General features: G+C 70.6%; 18 protein-coding genes. 8 read left to right on the forward strand and 10 right to left on the reverse strand.

The window, feature by feature from the left end:
- The first annotated feature begins 26 nt into the window (after positions 1 to 26).
- A complete protein-coding gene (gene ftsH, locus ACIP5M_RS04470) occupies positions 27 to 2,057 on the forward strand; it encodes an ATP-dependent zinc metalloprotease FtsH (protein WP_401191677.1) in 2,031 nt (676 codons plus the stop codon).
- Between the two features lie 111 nt (positions 2,058 to 2,168).
- Positions 2,169 to 2,777 carry a GTP cyclohydrolase I FolE gene (folE, locus tag ACIP5M_RS04475; protein WP_401191679.1) on the forward strand — a complete coding sequence of 203 codons (609 nt, stop codon included), beginning with the start codon at positions 2,169 to 2,171 and terminating at the stop codon, positions 2,775 to 2,777.
- A 49-nt stretch (positions 2,778 to 2,826) separates the two neighbouring features.
- Here the strand turns inward: folE and ACIP5M_RS04480 are convergent, their stop codons facing one another.
- The 6 genes from ACIP5M_RS04480 to ACIP5M_RS04505 all read right to left on the reverse strand — a co-directional run bounded on the left by ACIP5M_RS04480 (position 2,827) and on the right by ACIP5M_RS04505 (position 7,773).
- The gene (locus tag ACIP5M_RS04480; RefSeq protein WP_401191681.1) at positions 2,827 to 3,312 is read right to left on the reverse strand and encodes a DUF3180 domain-containing protein; all 486 of its coding nucleotides are present in this window, start codon (positions 3,310 to 3,312) and stop codon (positions 2,827 to 2,829) included.
- A 54-nt stretch (positions 3,313 to 3,366) separates the two neighbouring features.
- Positions 3,367 to 3,975, reverse strand: a complete 609-nt coding sequence (gene folK / locus ACIP5M_RS04485; RefSeq protein ID WP_401191683.1) for a 2-amino-4-hydroxy-6-hydroxymethyldihydropteridine diphosphokinase — start codon at positions 3,973 to 3,975, stop codon at positions 3,367 to 3,369.
- On the reverse strand, positions 3,972 to 4,331 hold the full coding sequence (folB, locus tag ACIP5M_RS04490) for a dihydroneopterin aldolase (protein ID WP_030010912.1): 360 nt from the start codon (positions 4,329 to 4,331) through the stop codon (positions 3,972 to 3,974). Before folB ends, folK begins: the two co-directional genes overlap by 4 nt.
- Before the next feature lie 130 nt (positions 4,332 to 4,461).
- Positions 4,462 to 4,905 (reverse strand): nuclear transport factor 2 family protein, encoded by a 444-nt coding sequence (locus tag ACIP5M_RS04495; protein ID WP_401191684.1) that lies wholly within the window; start codon positions 4,903 to 4,905, stop codon positions 4,462 to 4,464.
- 25 nt (positions 4,906 to 4,930) lie between these two features.
- Positions 4,931 to 5,803, reverse strand: a complete 873-nt coding sequence (folP, locus tag ACIP5M_RS04500; protein ID WP_401191686.1) for a dihydropteroate synthase — start codon at positions 5,801 to 5,803, stop codon at positions 4,931 to 4,933.
- A 110-nt stretch (positions 5,804 to 5,913) separates the two neighbouring features.
- Positions 5,914 to 7,773 carry a phosphatidylglycerol lysyltransferase domain-containing protein gene (locus ACIP5M_RS04505; protein WP_401191689.1) on the reverse strand — a complete coding sequence of 620 codons (1,860 nt, stop codon included), beginning with the start codon at positions 7,771 to 7,773 and terminating at the stop codon, positions 5,914 to 5,916.
- Positions 7,774 to 7,927: 154 nt separating this feature from the next.
- On the opposite strand from ACIP5M_RS04505, the gene ACIP5M_RS04510 reads away from it, so the two are divergent.
- Positions 7,928 to 9,037 (forward strand): alpha/beta hydrolase, encoded by a 1,110-nt coding sequence (locus ACIP5M_RS04510; protein WP_401191692.1) that lies wholly within the window; start codon positions 7,928 to 7,930, stop codon positions 9,035 to 9,037.
- A 67-nt stretch (positions 9,038 to 9,104) separates the two neighbouring features.
- On the opposite strand, the gene ACIP5M_RS04515 is transcribed toward ACIP5M_RS04510, so the two are convergent.
- Entirely contained in the window at positions 9,105 to 10,073 is a 969-nt protein-coding gene (locus ACIP5M_RS04515; protein ID WP_401191694.1) for an ABC transporter ATP-binding protein, read from the reverse strand.
- Between the two features lie 154 nt (positions 10,074 to 10,227).
- Between ACIP5M_RS04515 and ACIP5M_RS04520 the strand changes: the two genes are divergently transcribed.
- The 4 genes from ACIP5M_RS04520 to ACIP5M_RS04535 all read left to right on the forward strand — a co-directional run bounded on the left by ACIP5M_RS04520 (position 10,228) and on the right by ACIP5M_RS04535 (position 13,814).
- Positions 10,228 to 10,968, forward strand: coding sequence for an ABC transporter permease (locus ACIP5M_RS04520; RefSeq protein WP_401191696.1), 741 nt, complete (start codon positions 10,228 to 10,230; stop codon positions 10,966 to 10,968).
- Positions 10,969 to 10,972: 4 nt separating this feature from the next.
- Positions 10,973 to 11,641 (forward strand): ABC transporter permease, encoded by a 669-nt coding sequence (locus ACIP5M_RS04525; protein WP_401191700.1) that lies wholly within the window; start codon positions 10,973 to 10,975, stop codon positions 11,639 to 11,641.
- A gap of 62 nt (positions 11,642 to 11,703) precedes the next feature.
- A complete protein-coding gene (locus ACIP5M_RS04530; RefSeq protein ID WP_401191702.1) occupies positions 11,704 to 12,687 on the forward strand; it encodes an ABC transporter substrate-binding protein in 984 nt (327 codons plus the stop codon).
- Between the two features lie 98 nt (positions 12,688 to 12,785).
- Positions 12,786 to 13,814 carry a hypothetical protein gene (locus ACIP5M_RS04535; protein ID WP_401191705.1) on the forward strand — a complete coding sequence of 343 codons (1,029 nt, stop codon included), beginning with the start codon at positions 12,786 to 12,788 and terminating at the stop codon, positions 13,812 to 13,814.
- Here ACIP5M_RS04535 and ACIP5M_RS04540 read toward each other — a convergent pair.
- Positions 13,811 to 14,449, reverse strand: a complete 639-nt coding sequence (locus tag ACIP5M_RS04540; RefSeq protein WP_401191708.1) for a TetR/AcrR family transcriptional regulator — start codon at positions 14,447 to 14,449, stop codon at positions 13,811 to 13,813. The genes ACIP5M_RS04535 and ACIP5M_RS04540 overlap by 4 nt on opposite strands.
- A gap of 117 nt (positions 14,450 to 14,566) precedes the next feature.
- On the opposite strand from ACIP5M_RS04540, the gene ACIP5M_RS04545 reads away from it, so the two are divergent.
- Entirely contained in the window at positions 14,567 to 15,427 is an 861-nt protein-coding gene (locus tag ACIP5M_RS04545) for an NAD(P)-dependent oxidoreductase (RefSeq protein ID WP_401191711.1), read from the forward strand.
- A 44-nt stretch (positions 15,428 to 15,471) separates the two neighbouring features.
- On the opposite strand, the gene ACIP5M_RS04550 is transcribed toward ACIP5M_RS04545, so the two are convergent.
- Positions 15,472 to 16,317 carry an arylamine N-acetyltransferase gene (locus ACIP5M_RS04550; RefSeq protein WP_401191713.1) on the reverse strand — a complete coding sequence of 282 codons (846 nt, stop codon included), beginning with the start codon at positions 16,315 to 16,317 and terminating at the stop codon, positions 15,472 to 15,474.
- A gap of 136 nt (positions 16,318 to 16,453) precedes the next feature.
- A complete protein-coding gene (locus tag ACIP5M_RS04555; RefSeq protein WP_401191716.1) occupies positions 16,454 to 17,596 on the reverse strand; it encodes an NADH-quinone oxidoreductase subunit D in 1,143 nt (380 codons plus the stop codon).
- Positions 17,597 to 17,666 lie beyond the last annotated feature (70 nt).

A 17,666-nucleotide genomic window follows, 5' to 3' on the forward strand; every position in this document is an offset into this window, starting at 1 on the left:
GACGGGGTGCCTGGCGCCCCGTATGGATGGACGTGAAGCGATACTTCCGTGGGCCGGTCATGTGGATCGTGCTGGCCGTCCTCGCCGTGGTCGTGTTGATGAATGTCGTCGGCTCAGGCGGCGGCTACAAGTCGGTGGACACCAGCGAGGTCATCAAGGCGATCAACACTGGCCAGGTGGAGACAGCCAAGCTGACCACCGGCGACAGCCAGATGATCAAGATCGAGCTGCGCCAAGGCCAGAAGCTCGGCAAGCACGACGGCACCAAGTTCCAGGCCAACTACATCGGGGATCAGGGCGTCCAGCTCGCCCAGAACCTCCAGACCAAGTACGAAGCCGGTCAGATCCCGGACGGATACTCCGTCACCCCGGACAAGACCAGCCCGTTCCTGAGCGTGCTGCTTTCGCTCCTGCCCTTCGTCCTCATCGTCGTTGTCTTCCTGTTCCTGATGAACCAGATGCAGGGCGGCGGCTCCCGAGTCATGAACTTCGGGAAGTCCAAGGCCAAGCTCATCACCAAGGACACCCCGAAGACCACGTTCGCCGACGTCGCGGGCTCGGACGAGGCCGTCGAGGAACTCCACGAGATCAAGGAGTTCCTGCAGGAGCCGGCGAAGTTCCAGGCCGTCGGCGCCAAGATCCCCAAGGGTGTGCTGCTCTACGGCCCGCCCGGCACCGGTAAGACCCTGCTCGCGCGTGCCGTCGCGGGCGAGGCCGGTGTCCCCTTCTACTCGATCTCCGGTTCCGACTTCGTCGAGATGTTCGTCGGCGTCGGTGCCTCACGTGTCCGCGACCTGTTCGAGCAGGCCAAGGCCAACGCCCCGGCGATCGTCTTCGTCGACGAGATCGACGCCGTCGGCCGGCACCGCGGCGCGGGCCTCGGCGGCGGCCACGACGAGCGCGAGCAGACCCTCAACCAGCTGCTCGTCGAGATGGACGGCTTCGACGTGAAGGGCGGCGTCATCCTGATCGCCGCCACGAACCGTCCCGACATCCTCGACCCGGCGCTCCTGCGCCCCGGCCGCTTCGACCGGCAGATCGCCGTCGACCGTCCGGACATGCAGGGCCGTCTGGAGATCCTCAAGGTCCACCAGAAGGGCAAGCCGGTCGCTCCGGACGTCGACCTCTCGGCCGTCGCCCGCCGCACCCCCGGCTTCACCGGTGCCGATCTCTCCAACGTCCTGAACGAGGCGGCCCTGCTGACCGCCCGCTCGGACAAGAAGCTGATCGACAACCACATGCTGGACGAGGCGATCGACCGCGTCGTGGCGGGCCCGCAGAAGCGGACCCGGATCATGTCGGACCGGGAAAAGAAGATCACCGCGTACCACGAGGGCGGCCACGCCCTGGTCGCGGCGGCCTCCCCGAACTCCGACCCGGTCCACAAGATCACGATCCTGTCCCGCGGCCGGGCGCTCGGCTACACCATGGTCCTGCCCGACGAGGACAAGTACTCGACCACGCGCAACGAGATGCTCGACCAGCTGGCCTACATGCTGGGCGGGCGTGCGGCCGAGGAGCTGGTCTTCCACGACCCGACCACGGGCGCGGCGAACGACATCGAGAAGGCCACGGCCACGGCGCGGGCCATGGTCACGCAGTACGGCATGACCGAGCGGCTCGGCGCGATCAAGTTCGGCGGAGACAACACCGAGCCGTTCCTGGGCCGCGAGATGTCGCACCCGCGGGACTACTCGGAAGAGGTCGCGGCGCTGGTCGACGAAGAGGTCAAGAAGCTCATCGAGACCGCGCACAACGAGGCCTGGGAGATCCTGGTCGAGAACCGCGACGTGCTCGACAACCTGGTCCTGGCCCTCCTCGAGAAGGAGACGCTGGGCAAGGAGGAGATCGCCGAGATCTTCTCGACCATCGTCAAGCGCCCGGCCCGCCCCGCGTGGACCGGCTCCGCCCGCCGCACCCCCTCCACCCGTCCGCCGGTGCTCTCACCCAAGGAGCTCCAGCTGACGAACTCCGCCAACGGAACCTCGGCCGCGGCCCAGGCCGCCGTCTCGGTGGAGAAGGCCCCGGAGGCCGCCCCGGAGGACCGCGCGGAGTAGTCCGCCGCACCCGATCCACCCGGAATGGAAGCCGCGCCCCCCAGGTTCTAGCCTTGGGGGGCGCGGCACTTTTTTGTGCCCGTGAGCGGTGCACACAGGAACGAGGATGAAATGACCGACCCAGTGACCCTGACCGGTGACGAGGGCACGATCGGCGAGTTCGACGAGAAGCGCGCAGAGGCGGCGATCCGTGAACTCCTGATCGCGGTCGGCGAGGACCCGGACCGCGAGGGCCTGCTGGAGACCCCGGCGCGCGTGGCGCGGGCGTACAAGGAGATATTCGCCGGCCTGTACCAGAAGCCCGAAGAGGTCCTGACGACGACGTTCGACCTCGGCCACGACGAGATGGTCCTGGTGAAGGACATCGAGCTCATGAGTTCATGTGAACATCATTTGGTGCCATTTCATGGTGTAGCCCATGTGGGGTACATCCCGTCCACCGACGGCAAGATCACCGGTCTGTCGAAGCTCGCCCGCCTGGTGGATGTCTACGCCCGCCGCCCGCAGGTGCAGGAGCGGCTGACCACCCAGATCGCGGACTCCCTGATGGAGATCCTCGACCCGCGCGGCTGCATCGTCGTCATCGAGTGCGAGCACATGTGCATGACCATGCGCGGTGTCCGCAAGCCCGGCGCGAAGACCATCACCTCCGCGGTCCGCGGCCAGCTCCGCGACCCCGCGACTCGCAACGAGGCCATGTCCCTGATCATGGCTCGCTGATCGCGGCGGGGCCGGGCCGCCGGTCGCCGGCCGCGGCTCGCCACCGCCCTCAGGCGGTCACGTGGGCCTTGTCCGGGTCGTCGTCCTCCGGGAGCTTCAGGACGTGTTCCAGGAAGAGGGCGGCGGCGATGACGGCCGCGCCCGCCAGGACCGAGAAGCCGGCGTACCAGGTCTGGTCGCGGCGGGCGGGGACGTCGAGGGAGTCCATCAGCAGGAAGACGCCCACGCCGCCGTAGGCGCCGGCGACCAGGGCCGCCACCAGGGCGCTGGCCTGGCCGAAGACCACCGCGCGGGCTGCCATCAGCGGTTCCACGCCCTTGGCGCCCGGGCGGCGCTCCCGCTGGGCCTTGAGGCGGGACCGCATGGACAGGGCCGTCGCGAGGAGGACCACCGCGATCACGGCCAGGACGATCGGTGCGGCCAGGGGGACGCCCGGGAGCGTGCCGTACGCGTTCCACAGCCGGGCGCCGGCCCAGGACAGGATCCCGGCGACGACGAAGATCCCCGCCAGGACCGCAGGCCTCAGTTGCTTCACGTGCCCGTTCCCCGCTTTCGGCGCTGATCCGTCAGGCAGTCCACAGGGTAACGACTACTCGGGGAGGCGGAGTTCCAGGTCCGGGCGCGGCGTGACTCCGGTCAGGCCGATTCCGGCCAGCAGGGCGGCGACGGCGCCGTGGCCCGGGAGCTGGGCCTCCGGGTCGATGTCGTGCCAGGGGGCCAGCACGAAGGCGCGCTGGTGGGCGCGCGGGTGGGGGAGGGTGAGGACGGGGTCGTCGGAGACCACGTCGGCGTACGAGACGATGTCGACGTCGATGGTGCGCGGGCCCCAGCGCTCTTCGCGGACGCGGTCGAAGGCCTCTTCGATGGCGTGGCCGCGTTCCAGGAGCGAGGACGGGGGCAGGGTGGTCTTCACGGAGATGACCGCGTTGAAGTACGCGGGCTGTGAGCCGGGGTCGACTCCCCACGGCTCGGTCTCGTAGACGCGGGAGACGGCCTTGACCCGCAGGCCGGGGGTGTCGCCGAGGGCGTCGATGGCGCCCTGGAGGGTCTCCAGCCGGTTGCCGAGGTTCGCGCCGAGTGCGATGACGGCCCATTTGGGGTTGGAGAGGGTGACGTCCGCGGCGTCGACGGTTTCGACGACCGAGGCGGGTACGGGCTGGACGGTGGGGTCGCTCTGGGCGTTCAGTCCGTTGTTCATGCGCGGCTCCGGGTGATCGTGATGGTCACGTCGTCGAAGGGGACGGTGATCGGTGCGTCCGGCTTGTGGACGACGACCTCCACCTGTGCCACCGCTTCGTGCTTGAGGCACTGCTGGGCGATCCGCTCGGCGAGGGTCTCGATCAGGTCGACCGGCTCTCCCTGGACCACGTCGACGACCTCCTCGGCGACGACGCCGTAGTGCACGGTCTTCGCCAGGTCGTCTCCGGCCGCCGCGGGGCGGGTGTCGAGGTGCAGCACGAGGTCGACGATGAAGGTCTGGCCTTCCTCGCGCTCCCTGGGGAAGACGCCGTGGTGCCCGCGAGCCTTGAGGCCGCGCAGTGCGACACGATCCACGCGAATCACTCCTGCTTTCGTAGGTTCTTCCGGTCCGGGACTACCCGAAACCATGGGCCTACGCCGAGTGCGGTCGGCGTCGTCCATCTTCGAATTTACCTGCGAAATATCGGTGACCCTGCCGGAGGGGTCACGAGGAGTCCTCCTCCTCGTCCTCATCGGACTCCGTCAGGACGGGAGAACCGTGGTGGGACCACAGTCGCCAGCCCTCGGATGTGCGTCGGAACACATTCGTCGCGACGACCAGCTGGCCGACCAGTGGGCCGAGCTCTCCGCCGTCCTCGGCGGGTCCGCCGCTGAGGATGTTCTCGGTGCACGTCACCAGTGCGGTGTCACCTATGACGGCGACCTTGGTGTCGGTGAGGAAGAACTGGATGTAGTCGGTGTGGGACATGATCAGGGCGTAGGAGCGCAGCACCTCGCCGCGGCCGGAGAGCACGGGCCAGCCGGGGTGGACGCAGGAGATCTCGTCATCGAGCCAGAGCGCCGACAGCGTGTCGAAGTCCCCCCGCTCCATGGCCTCGTAGAAGGCCGTGTTGACCTCTTCGACCGCTTCGATGTCGGTTCTGCTCACGTGGCTCCTTCTCGGGGGGCGGGGGTCACAGCGCTCCTTCCACGGCGCGGGCCACCCGAACCGCGTCCGCGGTCGCCCGTACCTCGTGGACCCGTACGGCCCAGGCGCCCTGGTGGGCGGCGATGGCGGAGACGGCGGCGGTGGCGGCGTCGCGTTCGCGGGCGGGCGGTGGGGCGGCGTCGTCGGCGCCGGCCAGGACGCGGCCGAGGAAGCGCTTGCGGGACGCGGCGACGAGCAGCGGGAAGCCGAGCGCGCGCAGCCGGGGCAGGTGGGCCACGAGGGCCAGGTCGTGTTCGGCGTTCTTCGCGAAGCCGAGGCCGGGGTCGACGACGATCCGCTCGGGGGCGATCCCGCCGGCGACGACGGCGTCGATGCGGGCCCGGAGTTCGGTGGTGACCTCGCCGAGCACGTCCTCGTAGACGGCGAGGCGGTTCATGGTGTCGCTGAAGCCGCGCCAGTGCATGACCACGAAGGGGACCTCGGCGGCGGCGACGGCCGGGATCATGCGGGGGTCGGCGAGTCCGCCGCTGACGTCGTTGACCAGGGCGGCGCCGGCGGCGACGGCCCGGGCGGCGACGGTCGCGCGCATGGTGTCGACGGAGACGGTGACGCCCTCGGAGGCCAGGCCGCGGACCACGGGGACGACCCGGCGCAGTTCCTCCTCCTCGTCGACGCGGGGGGCGCCCGGGCGGGTGGACTCGCCGCCGACGTCGACGAGGTCGGCGCCCTGGGCGACGAGGTCGAGGCCGCGCTTGACGGCGGCGGTGGTGTCGAACCAGCGGCCGCCGTCGGAGAAGGAGTCGGGGGTGACGTTGACGACGCCCATGACCGCGCAGCGGTCCCACTCGGGCAGACCTGCGACCCGGCCCCTGCCGGTGGCTCCGCGGTTCGTGTTCATGGGTAAAGGGTAGGGCTGCGCTGGATACGGCAGGGCCCCGGCGCCTGTCGGCTGCCGGGGCCCTGGTGAGCGCATGGCCGTACGGGTGACGGTGCGGCCGGGTGACGGGGCTACGCGGCCTGGACCTCGCGCTCCGCCTGGGCCGGGACCTTGGCGGTGGTGTGGGTGTCGGTGTGGGCGCAGGTGCGGACCGGCTTGGGCCGGCGGCGGCTGGCGAAGAGCCGGGGCAGGGCGAGCGTGACGAAGCCCTCGGCCTGCATCGCGGCGAAGCCGATGCGGGGCAGGTCGCGGGTGGTGCGGAAGACCACGAAGCGGGGCTCCCAGCGGGGGCGGAACTTCGCGTTGAACTTGTACAGCGACTCGATCTGGAACCAGCGCGACAGGAAGACGAGCAGTCCGCGCCACATCCGCAGCACCGGGCCGGCGCCGATCTTCTCGCCGCGGGCGAGGGCCGAGCGGAACATCGCGAAGTTCAGCGAGACCTTTTCGATCTTCAGGGCGGGGGCGGCCTCGAGGGAGGCGACGATCAGCAGCTCGTTCATGCCGGGGTCGGCGGCGCGGTCGCGGCGCATGAGCTCCAGCGACATGCCGTCGGTGCCCCAGGGAACGAAGTGGAGGACGGCCTTCAGGTCGCCGAAGGGGCTGGTGTCGCCCTCTTCCACCCGGTGGGCGGTGGCGATGAAGCAGTCGCCGTCGTCCGGGTCGCCGACCCGGCCCAGGGCCATGGAGAAGCCGCGCTCGGTGTCGGTGCCGCGCCAGGCCTCTGCGGCGCCGCGGACCTGCTCCAGTTCCTGCTCGGTGAGTTCGCTCACGCGGCGGACCTTGGTGGTGTAGCCGTTGCGTTCGATGCGCTTCACCATCTGGCGGACATTGCGCATGGCGCGGCCCGAGAGGGAGAAGTCTTTGACATCGACAATTGCCTCGTCACCCAGTTCCAGCGCGTCGAGGCCGGTCTCGCGGGTCCAGACCTCGCCGCCGGTCTCGCTGCAGCCCATGACGGCCGGGGTCCAGGAGTGGGCCTTGGCCTCCTCCATGAACCGCTCGATGGCGCCGGGCCAGGCCTCGACGTCGCCGACGGGGTCGCCGGAGGCGAGCATGACGCCGGAGACGACGCGGTAGGTGACGGCGGCTTTGCCGCTGGGGGAGAAGACGACGGCCTTGTCGCGGCGGAGCGCGAAGTGGCCCAGCGAGTCGCGGCCGCCGTGCTTGGCGAGCAGCTCGCGCAGCTTGGCCTCGTCGTCGGCGGTGAGCCGGGCGGCCGGGTGCTCGGGGCGGAAGGCGAGGTAGATCGTGGTGAGGGCGGTCAGCATGCCGAGGGCGCCGAGGGAGTAGCCGACGGTCCAGGACACCCGGCCGGCGTAGTCGACGGGGCCTTCGAAGCCGAAGAGGCCGTAGACCACGTGCTTGAGCTGTTCGTAGAGACCGGGGTTGCCGACCACCTTGCCGGGGTGGACGTTGACGATGACCAGGCCCAGGCCGATGGAGCCGGCGCTCATCAGGACGAAGTTCGCGAGGGCCTTCCAGCGGCTGCGCGGGTCGGGCAGCGCCTTGAATTCACCCTGGTGGCGCAGCAGCAGGGCGAAGAGGACCGCCGCGATGACGACGCCGATGACGGAGTGCCGGTACGCGAACTGGGCGACGGCTCCCGCGGGCAGCAGGATGACGGCGGCCCGCCAGGCCCGCCGCTTGTGCCGCTTGAGGCCGTGTGCCAGGAGCAGGAGCAGGACGCCCGAGCTGATGGCGAGGGCGGCTGCGAAGGGACCGACGGAGCCGGGCAGCACCTCGGTGACCGCGTGGATCCGGCTGTGCCGGAACCGGGGGAACACCCCGGCCGCGATGTCCAGAAGGCCGACGAGCGTGACGGCCGAACCTACGAGGCCGGGCACGGACTCCGGTCGTGGTCCGCGGAGGATTCGGCGGACCCGCTTCGGAACCTGTCCGGACTTATCGCCATCTATCCTGCTAGACATCGCTTCCCGTTGCTCCGCGAGAGATCATGTGGCCGAAGGCCGCGACAGCCTCCGGTGTGTTGGTGCGTCCCTTAGGACGACATCGAGGAGGAGCGGGTTCACTCTTCCGTCGGAAAAAAACTAGTCCTGCCATCAGAAAGTCGACTGACACCTCATGGGTCTCACCAGTAATACGGTCCTGGCGCTGGCCATCATCGCCGGTGTGCTGCTCTTCGCGGCAACGATCTGGTTCTGGCCGAAGCTCGCCGGCCGCACGTGGCGGGCGCTGGCCGGCCGGATCGGCCTCCTGCTGGCGACCCAGCTGGCGCTGTTCTCGGCCGTCGGTCTCGCGGCTAACAAGTCGTTCCTCTTCTACGGGTCCTGGGCCGACCTGTTCGGCCAGGAGACGTCCATCGGCAAGGTCGTCGACCACTCGATGAACAGCAAGGACATCAAGGTCCTCGACAAGCAGCAACTGGACGTCCCCGGCGGAGGCAAGCCGCAGGTCGGCGGTCAGATCCTGAAGGTTGCCATAACCGGCCAGAAGTCGAAGATAACGAGCCCCGGCTACGTGTGGCTCCCCCCGGAGTACTTCCAGCCGCAGCACAAGGACCAGAACTTTCCGGCGTCCATCGTCCTGACGGGGTACCCGGGCACCGCCGAGAACCTGATCAAAGGGCTCGACTATCCCATGAAGGCCTTCAGCCTGTCCAAAGCGGGCAAGATGAAGCCGATGATCCTGGTCATGCTGCGGCCGACCGTCGCGCCCCCGCGTGACACCGAGTGCGTGGATATACCCGGCGGACCGCAGACCGAGACCTTCTTCGGCCAGGACCTCCCGCAGGCCATCACCGACACGTTCCGGGTCGGCAAGAAGCCGCAGAACATGGGCTTCATCGGCAACTCCACGGGCGGCTACTGCGCCCTGAAGATCGCCGCGCACTACCCCCAGACCTTCGGCGCCGCCGCGGGTCTGTCCGCGTACTACGAGGCCCCGGACGACCCGACGACCGGTGACCTGTTCCACGGGGACGACAAGCTGAAGAAGCGTGCGAACGTCCTGCACAGCATCGAGCACAAGAAGCCGTCCGGTACGTCCTTCCTCGTCACCAGCAGCGAGAAGGGCGAGCCGAACCTCGGCGACACCAAGAAGTTCGTCAAGCTGGTCAAGAGCCCGGACCGGGTCTCCTCGATCATCCTCGACAGCGGCGGCCACAACTTCAACACGTGGCGCCGCGAGATCCCGCCGATGCTGGTGTGGATGAGCGGCCGCATCCAGGCGTGAGCCGTGCGCGCAGCGGCGGAAGGGCCCGACTCCGGTCGGGCCCTTCCGCACGTTTCCGGCCTTTCCGCTACGCCTCCTGCAACTGGGCGCGGCGCAGGGCCCGGTGGACGGCCTGCGGGGTCAGTACGCCGATCAGCTCGCCGGAGCCGGGGTCCGTGACCCCGATCCGTCCGGAGTCCTCCTGGAGCAGCGCGGAGAGGGCCTCCCGCAGCGTCGCACCCAGTTCCACCGCGGCCGCCGGGGCGGGGGACCGGTCGTCGGCCGGGGCCAGGTCGGCCGCCTCCACCGCAGTGACCGCGAGCCGCTTGAGGCCCCGGTCGGCGCCGACGAAGGAGGCCACGTACTCGGTGGCGGGCGCCCCGAGGACCGCGGCCGGGCTCGCGAACTGCTCGATGGTGCCCGCGCCGTAGACGGCGATGCGGTCGCCGAGCCGGATCGCCTCCTCCAGGTCGTGCGTGACCAGCAGGATCGTCTTGCGCACCGTCTTCTGGAGCGTCAGGAACTCGTTCTGCAGGCGCTCGCGCACCACGGGGTCCACCGCGCCGAACGGCTCGTCCATCAGCAGCACCGGCGGATCGGCGGCGAGCGCGCGGGCCACGCCGACGCGCTGGCGCTGCCCGCCCGACAGCTGCTCCGGGTACCGGCCGCCGTACACGGCCGGATCCAGGCCCACCAGTTCGAGCAGTTCGGCCGCCCGTGCGCGGGCCTTGGCCTTCGGGGTGCCGAGCAGCTGCGGCACGGTCGCCGTGTTTTCCAGCACCGTCTTGTGGGGGAAGAGCCCGACCTGCTGGATGACGTAGCCGATCCGGCGGCGCAGCTCGACCGGATCGGCGGCCGCGATGTCCTCGCCGGCGAGCAGGATGCGGCCGGAGGTCGGCTCGATCAGCCGGTTGACCATCTTCATCGTGGTCGTCTTGCCGCAGCCCGAGGGGCCCACGAGCGTGACCAGCTCACCCTCGGCCACCTCGAAGGACAGGTCCTCGACGGCCGTCGTCCCGTCGGGGTAGCGCTTGGACACATGCTCGAATCGGATCACCTCTCCATCCTTCCCTACCGGTGCGCCCGTTTCGGCGAAGACTTCGTCAGGTGTGTGTTGCGCGACTGTGAAGGGTTCCGGCCATTGACGGCGGTGGGGGTTAAGGTCGACGGGACGTCTTGACACGTACGTTCGGTGACGGGGGGTGAGGTGCATGGCCGGCCGGGGCAGCTGCCTGGTGGCGAACGACTGGATCTGCTGGGAGTACGTCACCTCGCGCTCCCAGGAGCTCACCGACGCCACCGTCGAACACGTCTGGATCACCGCCGCGTCCGTCCTCATCGGCCTCGTCGTGTCCCTGCCGCTCGCCCTGCTGGCCCGCCGCGGCCGGCGCTGGGCGGCGCCCGTGCTCGCCTTCACCACCCTGCTCTACACGATCCCCTCGCTCGCCATGTTCTCGCTGCTGCTGCCGCTCTTCGGGCTCTCGGCGGCGCTGGTGGTGACCGGACTGGTGCTCTATTCGCTGACCATCCTGGTCCGCAATGTGATCGCCGGTCTGGAAGCCGTTCCCGAGGACGTACGGGAGGCCGCGCGCGGCATGGGCTACGGGCCCGGCCGGCTGCTCTGGCAGGTCGAACTGCCGCTGGCGCTGCCCGCGCTGCTGGCCGGGGTCCGGATCGCCACCGTGTCGACCGTCGCGCTGACCACCGTCGGCTCCATCGTCGGCAAGGGCGGCCTCGGCAACCTCATCGCCCCGGCCGTGACCAGCTCCTTCAAGGCCCAGGTGCTCACCGCCTCGGTGCTGTGCGTCCTGCTCGCGCTCGTGGCCGACCTGCTGCTGCTCGGCCTGCAGCGGCTGCTGACGCCGTGGACCCGGGCCTCCGGACGGCCGGCGGTCCGGTCGGCGCCGGTGCCGGATCCGATCGCTGCGCCGGCCACGGGAAAGGCGGTCTGAGGCCATGGGCGTTCTCGGAGGAGCCTGGGACTGGCTGGCGAACGGCGCCAACTGGGCGGGGGAGAGCGGTGTCTGGCACCGGCTCGGCGAGCACGTCTACGTCAGCGCGGTCGCCCTCGCGATCGCCTGCGCGGTGGCCCTGCCCGTCGGCCTGTACCTCGGCCACCTCGGCAAGGGCGGCGCCCTCGCCGTGAACATCTCCAACATCGGCCGCGCCGTGCCGGTCTTCGCCGTGCTCGCGCTGTTCATGGTCTCCCCGCTGCGCAACGCGGGCTATCTGCCCACCGTCGCCGCGCTGGTGCTGTTCGCCGTCCCCCCGCTGCTGACCAACGCGTACGTGGGCATGCGCGAGGTGGACCGCTCGGTGGTGGAGGCGGCCCGCGGCATGGGGATGTCCGGCAGCCAGCTCTTCTTCCGCGTCGAACTGCCCTTGGCGCGCGGGCTGGTGATGACCGGTCTGCGTTCGGGCGCGGTGCAGGTCATCGCCACCGCCACGATCGCGGCGATGGTCGGGCAGGGCGGCCTCGGCCGGATCATCACCGCCGGCTTCAACACGTACAACACCGCGCAGGTCGTCGCGGGCGCCCTGCTGGTGGCGGCGCTGGCCCTGCTGGTGGAGGGGGCCCTGGTGGCCGCGGACCGGCTGCTGCCGCGGGCCGCGGCCCACCGCTGATCGGCGCCGCCCCCGCCCTCTTTTCCTCCCCGCTTCTTCCTCGCCTCGAACGGAGTACCTCCATGACCAAGACCACGCGCGTCCTCGGCGCGTCCCTGGGCACCCTGGCCCTGACGGTGTCGCTAGCCGCGTGCGGCGGCGACAGCCTGGAGAAGAGCAAGGACGGCGGTTCGTCCTCCGCCGCCGCCTCGGGCGGTGCCAAGGGCAGCCTGGTGATCGGCGCGGCCGGGTTCACCGAGTCCAACGTCCTGGCCGAGCTGTACGCGCAGCTCCTCAAGGACGCCGGCTACAGCACGTCGATCAAGACGGTCAACAACCGGGAGCTGTACGAGCCCTCGCTGGAGAAGGGCGAGATCGACGTCGCCCCGGAGTACGCGGCCACGCTCGCGGAGTTCCTCAACGCCAAGGTGAACGGTCCGAAGGCGCCGGAGGACAAGCCGGTCGCGTCGAGCGACGTCGCGGCGACGGTGGCCGGCCTGGAGAAGCTCGCGGCCCCGCTCGGCCTCAAGGCGCTGGCGCCGGGAGAGGCCGTCGACCAGAACGCCTTCGCGGTGACGAAGGAATTCGCCCAGAAGAACAATCTCAAGTCCCTTTCCGATCTTGGAAAGTCGGGTCTGAAGGTGAAGATCGCGGCGGGCGACGAATGCGCGGTCCGCCCCTTCTGCGCACCCGGGTTGACGAAGACGTACGGAATCCAGGTTTCCGGTATTGACCCGAAGGGCGTCGGCACCCCGCAGGCCAAGCAGGCGGTCAAGGACGGCACCGCCCAGCTGGTGCTGACCACGACCACGGACGCCACGCTGGACACCTACGGCCTGGTCCTGCTGGAGGACGACAAGAAGCTCCAGAACGCCGACAACGTGCTTCCCGTGGTCAACGCCAAGGACGCCGGCGCCCCGGAGGTCGCCGAGGCCCTCGGCAAGCTGACGAAGACGCTCACGACGGCCGACCTCGTCGACCTGAACCGCAAGGTCGACGCGGAGCGCGCCAAGCCGGCGGACGTCGCGAAGGCCTACCTGGAATCCAAGGGGCTGTTGAAGAAGTAGCAGTGACGCGGTTGGTGGAGAAATGTGGGGTAACCGTCCGGAAGAGATTTGCCGGGCGGGTACCCCACACGGGGTCCACGCCCTGTAAATTTCAGGCCATGCCCCGTGGACGCCACCGCAATCCCGAACCCCTGCACCGGCTGCTCACGCCGACGAGCGTGGCCGGTGTGTCCATCGCCGGCGCCGGAGCGGCCTGGCTGCTCGCGGAACCCGTGGCGCTACGGCTGCTCGTGGCCCTCACGGCGGGCGCCGGGGTGGCCGGCGCCGTCGTGATGCGCGCCTGGGACCGTTCGGCGGGCCGGCGCGTCGCCGAACTCGCGCGCGAGCGGGTCAAGGACGAGTGGAGGACGGAAGAGCGGATAGCCGAGCTCGAATCCGACCTCGAAGAGGCGCGCCTGCTGCGCGCCAGGCTGGACGGCAAGCTGCGCGCCAAGCGGGTCGAACTGGCCGGACTGCGCGGCGAGCACGCGTCGCTGCTGCGGCGGTACGCGACCGCCGAGACCGAGCGCGCCAGCGCACTGGAGGGCCGCCGGCTGCTGGCCATCGAGGCCGCCGCGGCCCCCGCCGCGCCGAAGGAGCTTCCGCCGGTCACCGAGGAGCGCACCTCGGCGGGCGCGCCCACCGCGGTCGGCTACGCCCGGGCCCATGCGGCCCTGGAGGCGCTGGCGGCCCGCAGGGCGCAGGGACAGGCGCAGGCACAGGCACAGCTGCCGGCGCAGCCGCAGCGGGAGGCGCGGGCGCTGCCCGCCGCGCCCGCTTCCCCGACCGCGCCTTCCGGGGGCGACGGCGGTCACGGGCGTCCGCCCGGCGGGGTCCCGGCCCGGCGTCCGGCGGCCGCCGTGGCGCCGTACGCGGCGCAGCAGCGCACCGCGTCGCGGGTCGAGGGCGGCTTCGACTTCTTCGGTACCAAGAGCACGGCGCAGGCGCGTGCGGCGATCGAGTCGGTCCAGAACGAGGACCTCGCCGATGTGGTCGGTGCCGAGGCCCTCGCGCTCCACAAGGCGGAGTCCGCGCAGACCAAGCCGGCCACCCCCGAGATGCGCGCGGTCGGCCAGGTCATCGACCTGACGGCCCACGACGAGACCGAGCCGATCGACGTGGCCCGGCTCCGCACCGCCATCTCCTAGGCCTGATCCGCACGACCCCCCTGGTTGGCGTACGAGGCCACCAGGCGGGCCAGGTGGCGGCCCGCCAGCAGGAGCGGGGTGCGGCTGCGGGTGACCTGTGAGGTCATCTCCGCGCCCTCCAGCGTGGCGATGACCGTCACCGCCAGGTCGCGGGCATCCGGTTCCGGGTGGCCCGAGGCGAGGAGCTTCGCGGCCACCAGGTGCTGCCAGTTGGCGAAGGCCTGGGCGCAGGCCGCCTGGAGTTCCGGGAGGCGGCCCACCGTTTCGAGGGCGGTCGCCGTCACCGGGCAGCCGTCCCGCCAGTCCGAGGCCGCCAGGGCGTCCGCGAGGAGCGCGGCCACGGCCTCGACGGCCCGGGCCGGGTCCTCGTGCGAGGACAGGCCGGCGCGGAGCGCTTCCGCGAACTCCTCGTCCCCGAAGTGGATCGCGGCCACCGCGAGCTCCTGCTTGCCGCCGGGGAAGAAGTGGTACAGCGAGCCCAGGGTGGCCTCGGCCTCGCGGACGAGCTGTTTGACCGGGGTGTTCTCGTAACCGCCGTGCTGCATGAGGCGGGAGGCGGTGCGGACCAGCCGCTCCCGCGTGCCCGGCGCGGTCTTCGCCTCCGGTGCCGCCTTCGTCGTCGCTGCTGATGCCATGGGGTGGATCCTACCCGGAGTTCTGGATAGAGCGTTCGTTCTAGATCATGCTACGGTCGCCGCTGAGCGCTGGATAGAGCGTTCGTTCTAGAACTTCGTCGTGGGGAGAACTCCGTCATGAACCAGGCTTCGATCACGATCGTCGGCCTCGGCCCCATGGGCCGGGCCATGGCCGCCGCCTACCTCGACGCCGGCCACCGGGTCACCGTCTGGAACCGCAGCGCCGGCAAGGACGGCGACCTCGTGGCACGCGGTGCGCACCGCGCCGCCGGCATCACCGAAGCCGTCGCCGCGAGCGACCTCACCGTCCTCAGCCTCATCGACGTGGACGCCATGTACAGCGCACTCGGCGACACCGCCCTCGAGGGCCGGGTCCTGGTGAACCTGTCCTCGGACGTGCCGGACAAGGCCCGCAAGGCCGCCCGCTGGGCCGGCGCCCGCGGGGCCGCCTATCTCACCGGCGGCGTCAACGTCCCGCCCTCGGGCATCGGCCAGGAGGGCTCCTCGATCTTCGTCAGCGGCCCTCAGGAGGTCTACGAGGAGCACCGCGCCGCGCTCGACGTGCTGGCCGCCACCGACTACCGGGGCGCCGACCCCGGCTACGCCCAGCTCTACTACCAGCTCAACATGATCATGTTCTGGACCGCCTACACCGGCTGGTACCAGGCGCTCGCCGTCGCCCGCGCCAACGGCCTGACGGCGGCCGACGTCCTCCCGTACGCCGGCTACACGGCCGACAGCATGCGCGGTTTCTACACCCACACGACGCCCGCGATCGACGCGGGAGACCACGGCGGCGCCGACGCCCGCCTCGCCATGTGCGCGGCGAGCGTCGAGCACGTCCTGCACACCGCCGCCGACTCCGGCGTGGACACGGGCATCCTGGCCGCGCACGCCGAGCTGTACCGGCGCGCCGTCGACGCCGGCTTCGGCGCGGACGGCACCCCCCGCCTGGTCCAGCTGCTGACGCAGAATTAGCCAACCGCCCGGAGCAGTGGCGACCGACCCGGGCGGCGGGGCCTTCAGTCCTCCCGGGAGGCCAGCCACTCCTCGTGGGCCCGGTCCACCTGGGTCCACAGCGCGTCCCGCTCCGCCGGGGTCAGGTCGCCCAGTTCGCGCCCGAAGACCGTGGCGATGGCCTCGTAGAACTCCTCCGGGGTGGTCAGCTCCCGCTCGCTCGGCCCCTTCGCCGGGTCGATGCGCGTCAGGACCCGCCCGCGCAGCAGGTCGATGGACTCGGCGTCCCGGCGCAGCAGGGCCAGCGTGCGCACGAACGGCGAGTCCTCGGCGGTGGACAGCCGCAGGTGTTCCGCGTCGAAGTCGGCCATGGTGGCCGGCGCGGACAGGAAGTTCATCACCGGGAAGGGGCCGAACGGATTGCGGTACGTCCAGCCCGTCACCGACCCGGCCGCCAGCGGTTCCAGCGCGTAGGAGAAGCCGCCCTGCTCGTAGGCGCCTTCCCGCAGCGGCAGCGGTGCGTGCGGGCCGTCGCCGAGACCCACGTCGACGAGGTACTCGCCGCCGTCGACGCGGACGGTCAGCGCGAGGTGGTTGCCGTTGACGTCCCGCACCCCGGCGTCCTCGTACACGGCGCCCACGTGGAGGGAGACGTCGTAGCCGAGGTGGGCGAGGAGGGCGGCGAAGGCCCCGTTGAGATGGAAGCAGTAGCCGCCGTGCCCGGCGGCGAAACGCCGGGCGGAGAGCTCGGGGTCGATGCCGGGCGGCCGGCCGAGCTGGATGTCGATGTTCTCGTAGGGGACGCGCTCCAGATGGGCCCGCTGGAGCGCGAACAGCCCTTCGGCGGAGGGCGCGGAGGGGCGGGGGACGCCCAGCCGTCGCAGATAGGCGTCGAATATGCCAGAAGTCATGCGATCACACTAAGCGTCACATCCCTGTACTCTCCATCGATCTGGTGCCGTGTCAGGTCATTTCCTGAGGTTGCCGACGCAGGGGGAATCGCGCCGCACCGGCATCAGCCCTCCCGAGCCGGGCGCCGGTGCGCGGCTACTTGTCGATGTCGCCGACCACGAAGAAGAGGGAGCCGAGGATCGACACCATGTCCGCGACCAGCTGCCCCGGCAGGAGCACGGCGAGGGCCTGGATGTTGTTGTACGAGGCGCTGCGCAGCTTCAGCCGGTACGGGGTCTTCTCGCCCTTGGAGACGAGGTAGTAGCCGTTGATGCCGAGGGGGTTCTCGGTCCACGCGTACGTGTGCCCCTCGGGGGCCTTCAGGACCTTGGGCAGGCGCTGGTTGATCGGGCCGGGCGGCAGCTCGGCCAGGCGGTCCAGGCAGGCCACGGCGAGGTCGAGCGCGTTGTGCGTCTGCTCCAGCAGCACCTCGAAGCGGGCCAGGCAGTCGCCCTCGGTGCGGGTGACCACCTTGAGGACGTCCTGGAGCTCGCCGTACGCCAGGTAGGGCTCGTCGCGCCGCAGGTCGAAGTCGACGCCGGAGGCGCGGGCGATGGGCCCCGAGACCCCGTACGCGTGCACCGCCTCGGGGGACAGGACGCCGACGCCGCGGGTGCGGCCGCGGAAGATCTCGTTGCCGTGGACGAGCTTGTCGTAGACGTCCATGCGGGTGTTCACGTCGGCGATCGCGGCGCGGGCGCGGCCCAGCCAGCCCGCCGGGAGGTCCTCCTTGAGGCCGCCGACGCGGTTGAACATGTAGTGCATGCGGCCGCCGGAGATCTCCTCCATGACGGCCTGGAGCTCCTCGCGCTCGCGGAACGCGTGGAAGATCGGGGTGATCCCGCCCAGCTCCAGCGGGTACGACCCGAGGAACATCAGGTGGTTCAGCACCCGGTTCAGCTCCGCCAGCAGGGTCCGCATCCACACGGCCCGCTCGGGGACCTCCATGCCGAGCATCCGCTCGACGGCCATGACCACGCCGAGCTCGTTGGAGAACGCGGACAGCCAGTCGTGGCGGTTCGCGAGCATCACGATCTGCCGGTAGTCGCGGGCCTCGAAGAGTTTCTCGGCGCCCCGGTGCATATAGCCGACCACCGGCTCGGCGCTGGCGATCCGCTCGCCGTCCAGGACGAGGCGCAGGCGCAGCACGCCGTGCGTGGAAGGGTGCTGGGGGCCGATGTTGAGCACCATGTCGGTGCTCTCCGCCGCGCCGCCGATGCCGACCGTGGTCTCCGTCATGCGGGCATTGTCTCAGCAGGAGGCAGTGGCTCGTCGATCGGGCCGAGCCCGGCCTGACCGGCAAGCCGCC

This window comes from Streptomyces sp. NPDC088762 (genome assembly GCF_044750905.1).
In the GTDB taxonomy this organism is placed as follows: Bacteria; Actinomycetota; Actinomycetes; order Streptomycetales; family Streptomycetaceae; genus Streptomyces.

Excerpts from the sequence above, each read along its gene's own strand:
- ACIP5M_RS04555 (WP_401191716.1), bottom strand. The coding sequence starts at position 17,596 with ATGACGGAGACCACGGTCGGCATCGGCGGCGCGGCGGAGAGCACCGAC.
- ACIP5M_RS04535 (WP_401191705.1), top strand. The coding sequence starts at position 12,786 with ATGCCCCGTGGACGCCACCGCAATCCCGAACCCCTGCACCGGCTGCTC.
- folE (WP_401191679.1), top strand. The coding sequence starts at position 2,169 with ATGACCGACCCAGTGACCCTGACCGGTGACGAGGGCACGATCGGCGAG.
- ACIP5M_RS04510 (WP_401191692.1), top strand. The coding sequence starts at position 7,928 with ATGGGTCTCACCAGTAATACGGTCCTGGCGCTGGCCATCATCGCCGGT.
- ftsH (WP_401191677.1), top strand. The coding sequence starts at position 27 with ATGGACGTGAAGCGATACTTCCGTGGGCCGGTCATGTGGATCGTGCTG.
- ACIP5M_RS04520 (WP_401191696.1), top strand. The coding sequence starts at position 10,228 with ATGGCCGGCCGGGGCAGCTGCCTGGTGGCGAACGACTGGATCTGCTGG.
- ACIP5M_RS04545 (WP_401191711.1), top strand. The coding sequence starts at position 14,567 with ATGAACCAGGCTTCGATCACGATCGTCGGCCTCGGCCCCATGGGCCGG.
- ACIP5M_RS04530 (WP_401191702.1), top strand. The coding sequence starts at position 11,704 with ATGACCAAGACCACGCGCGTCCTCGGCGCGTCCCTGGGCACCCTGGCC.
- ACIP5M_RS04550 (WP_401191713.1), bottom strand. The coding sequence starts at position 16,317 with ATGACTTCTGGCATATTCGACGCCTATCTGCGACGGCTGGGCGTCCCC.
- ACIP5M_RS04505 (WP_401191689.1), bottom strand. The coding sequence starts at position 7,773 with ATGTCTAGCAGGATAGATGGCGATAAGTCCGGACAGGTTCCGAAGCGG.
- ACIP5M_RS04540 (WP_401191708.1), bottom strand. The coding sequence starts at position 14,449 with ATGGCATCAGCAGCGACGACGAAGGCGGCACCGGAGGCGAAGACCGCG.
- folP (WP_401191686.1), bottom strand. The coding sequence starts at position 5,803 with ATGAACACGAACCGCGGAGCCACCGGCAGGGGCCGGGTCGCAGGTCTG.
- folK (WP_401191683.1), bottom strand. The coding sequence starts at position 3,975 with ATGAACAACGGACTGAACGCCCAGAGCGACCCCACCGTCCAGCCCGTA.
- ACIP5M_RS04525 (WP_401191700.1), top strand. The coding sequence starts at position 10,973 with ATGGGCGTTCTCGGAGGAGCCTGGGACTGGCTGGCGAACGGCGCCAAC.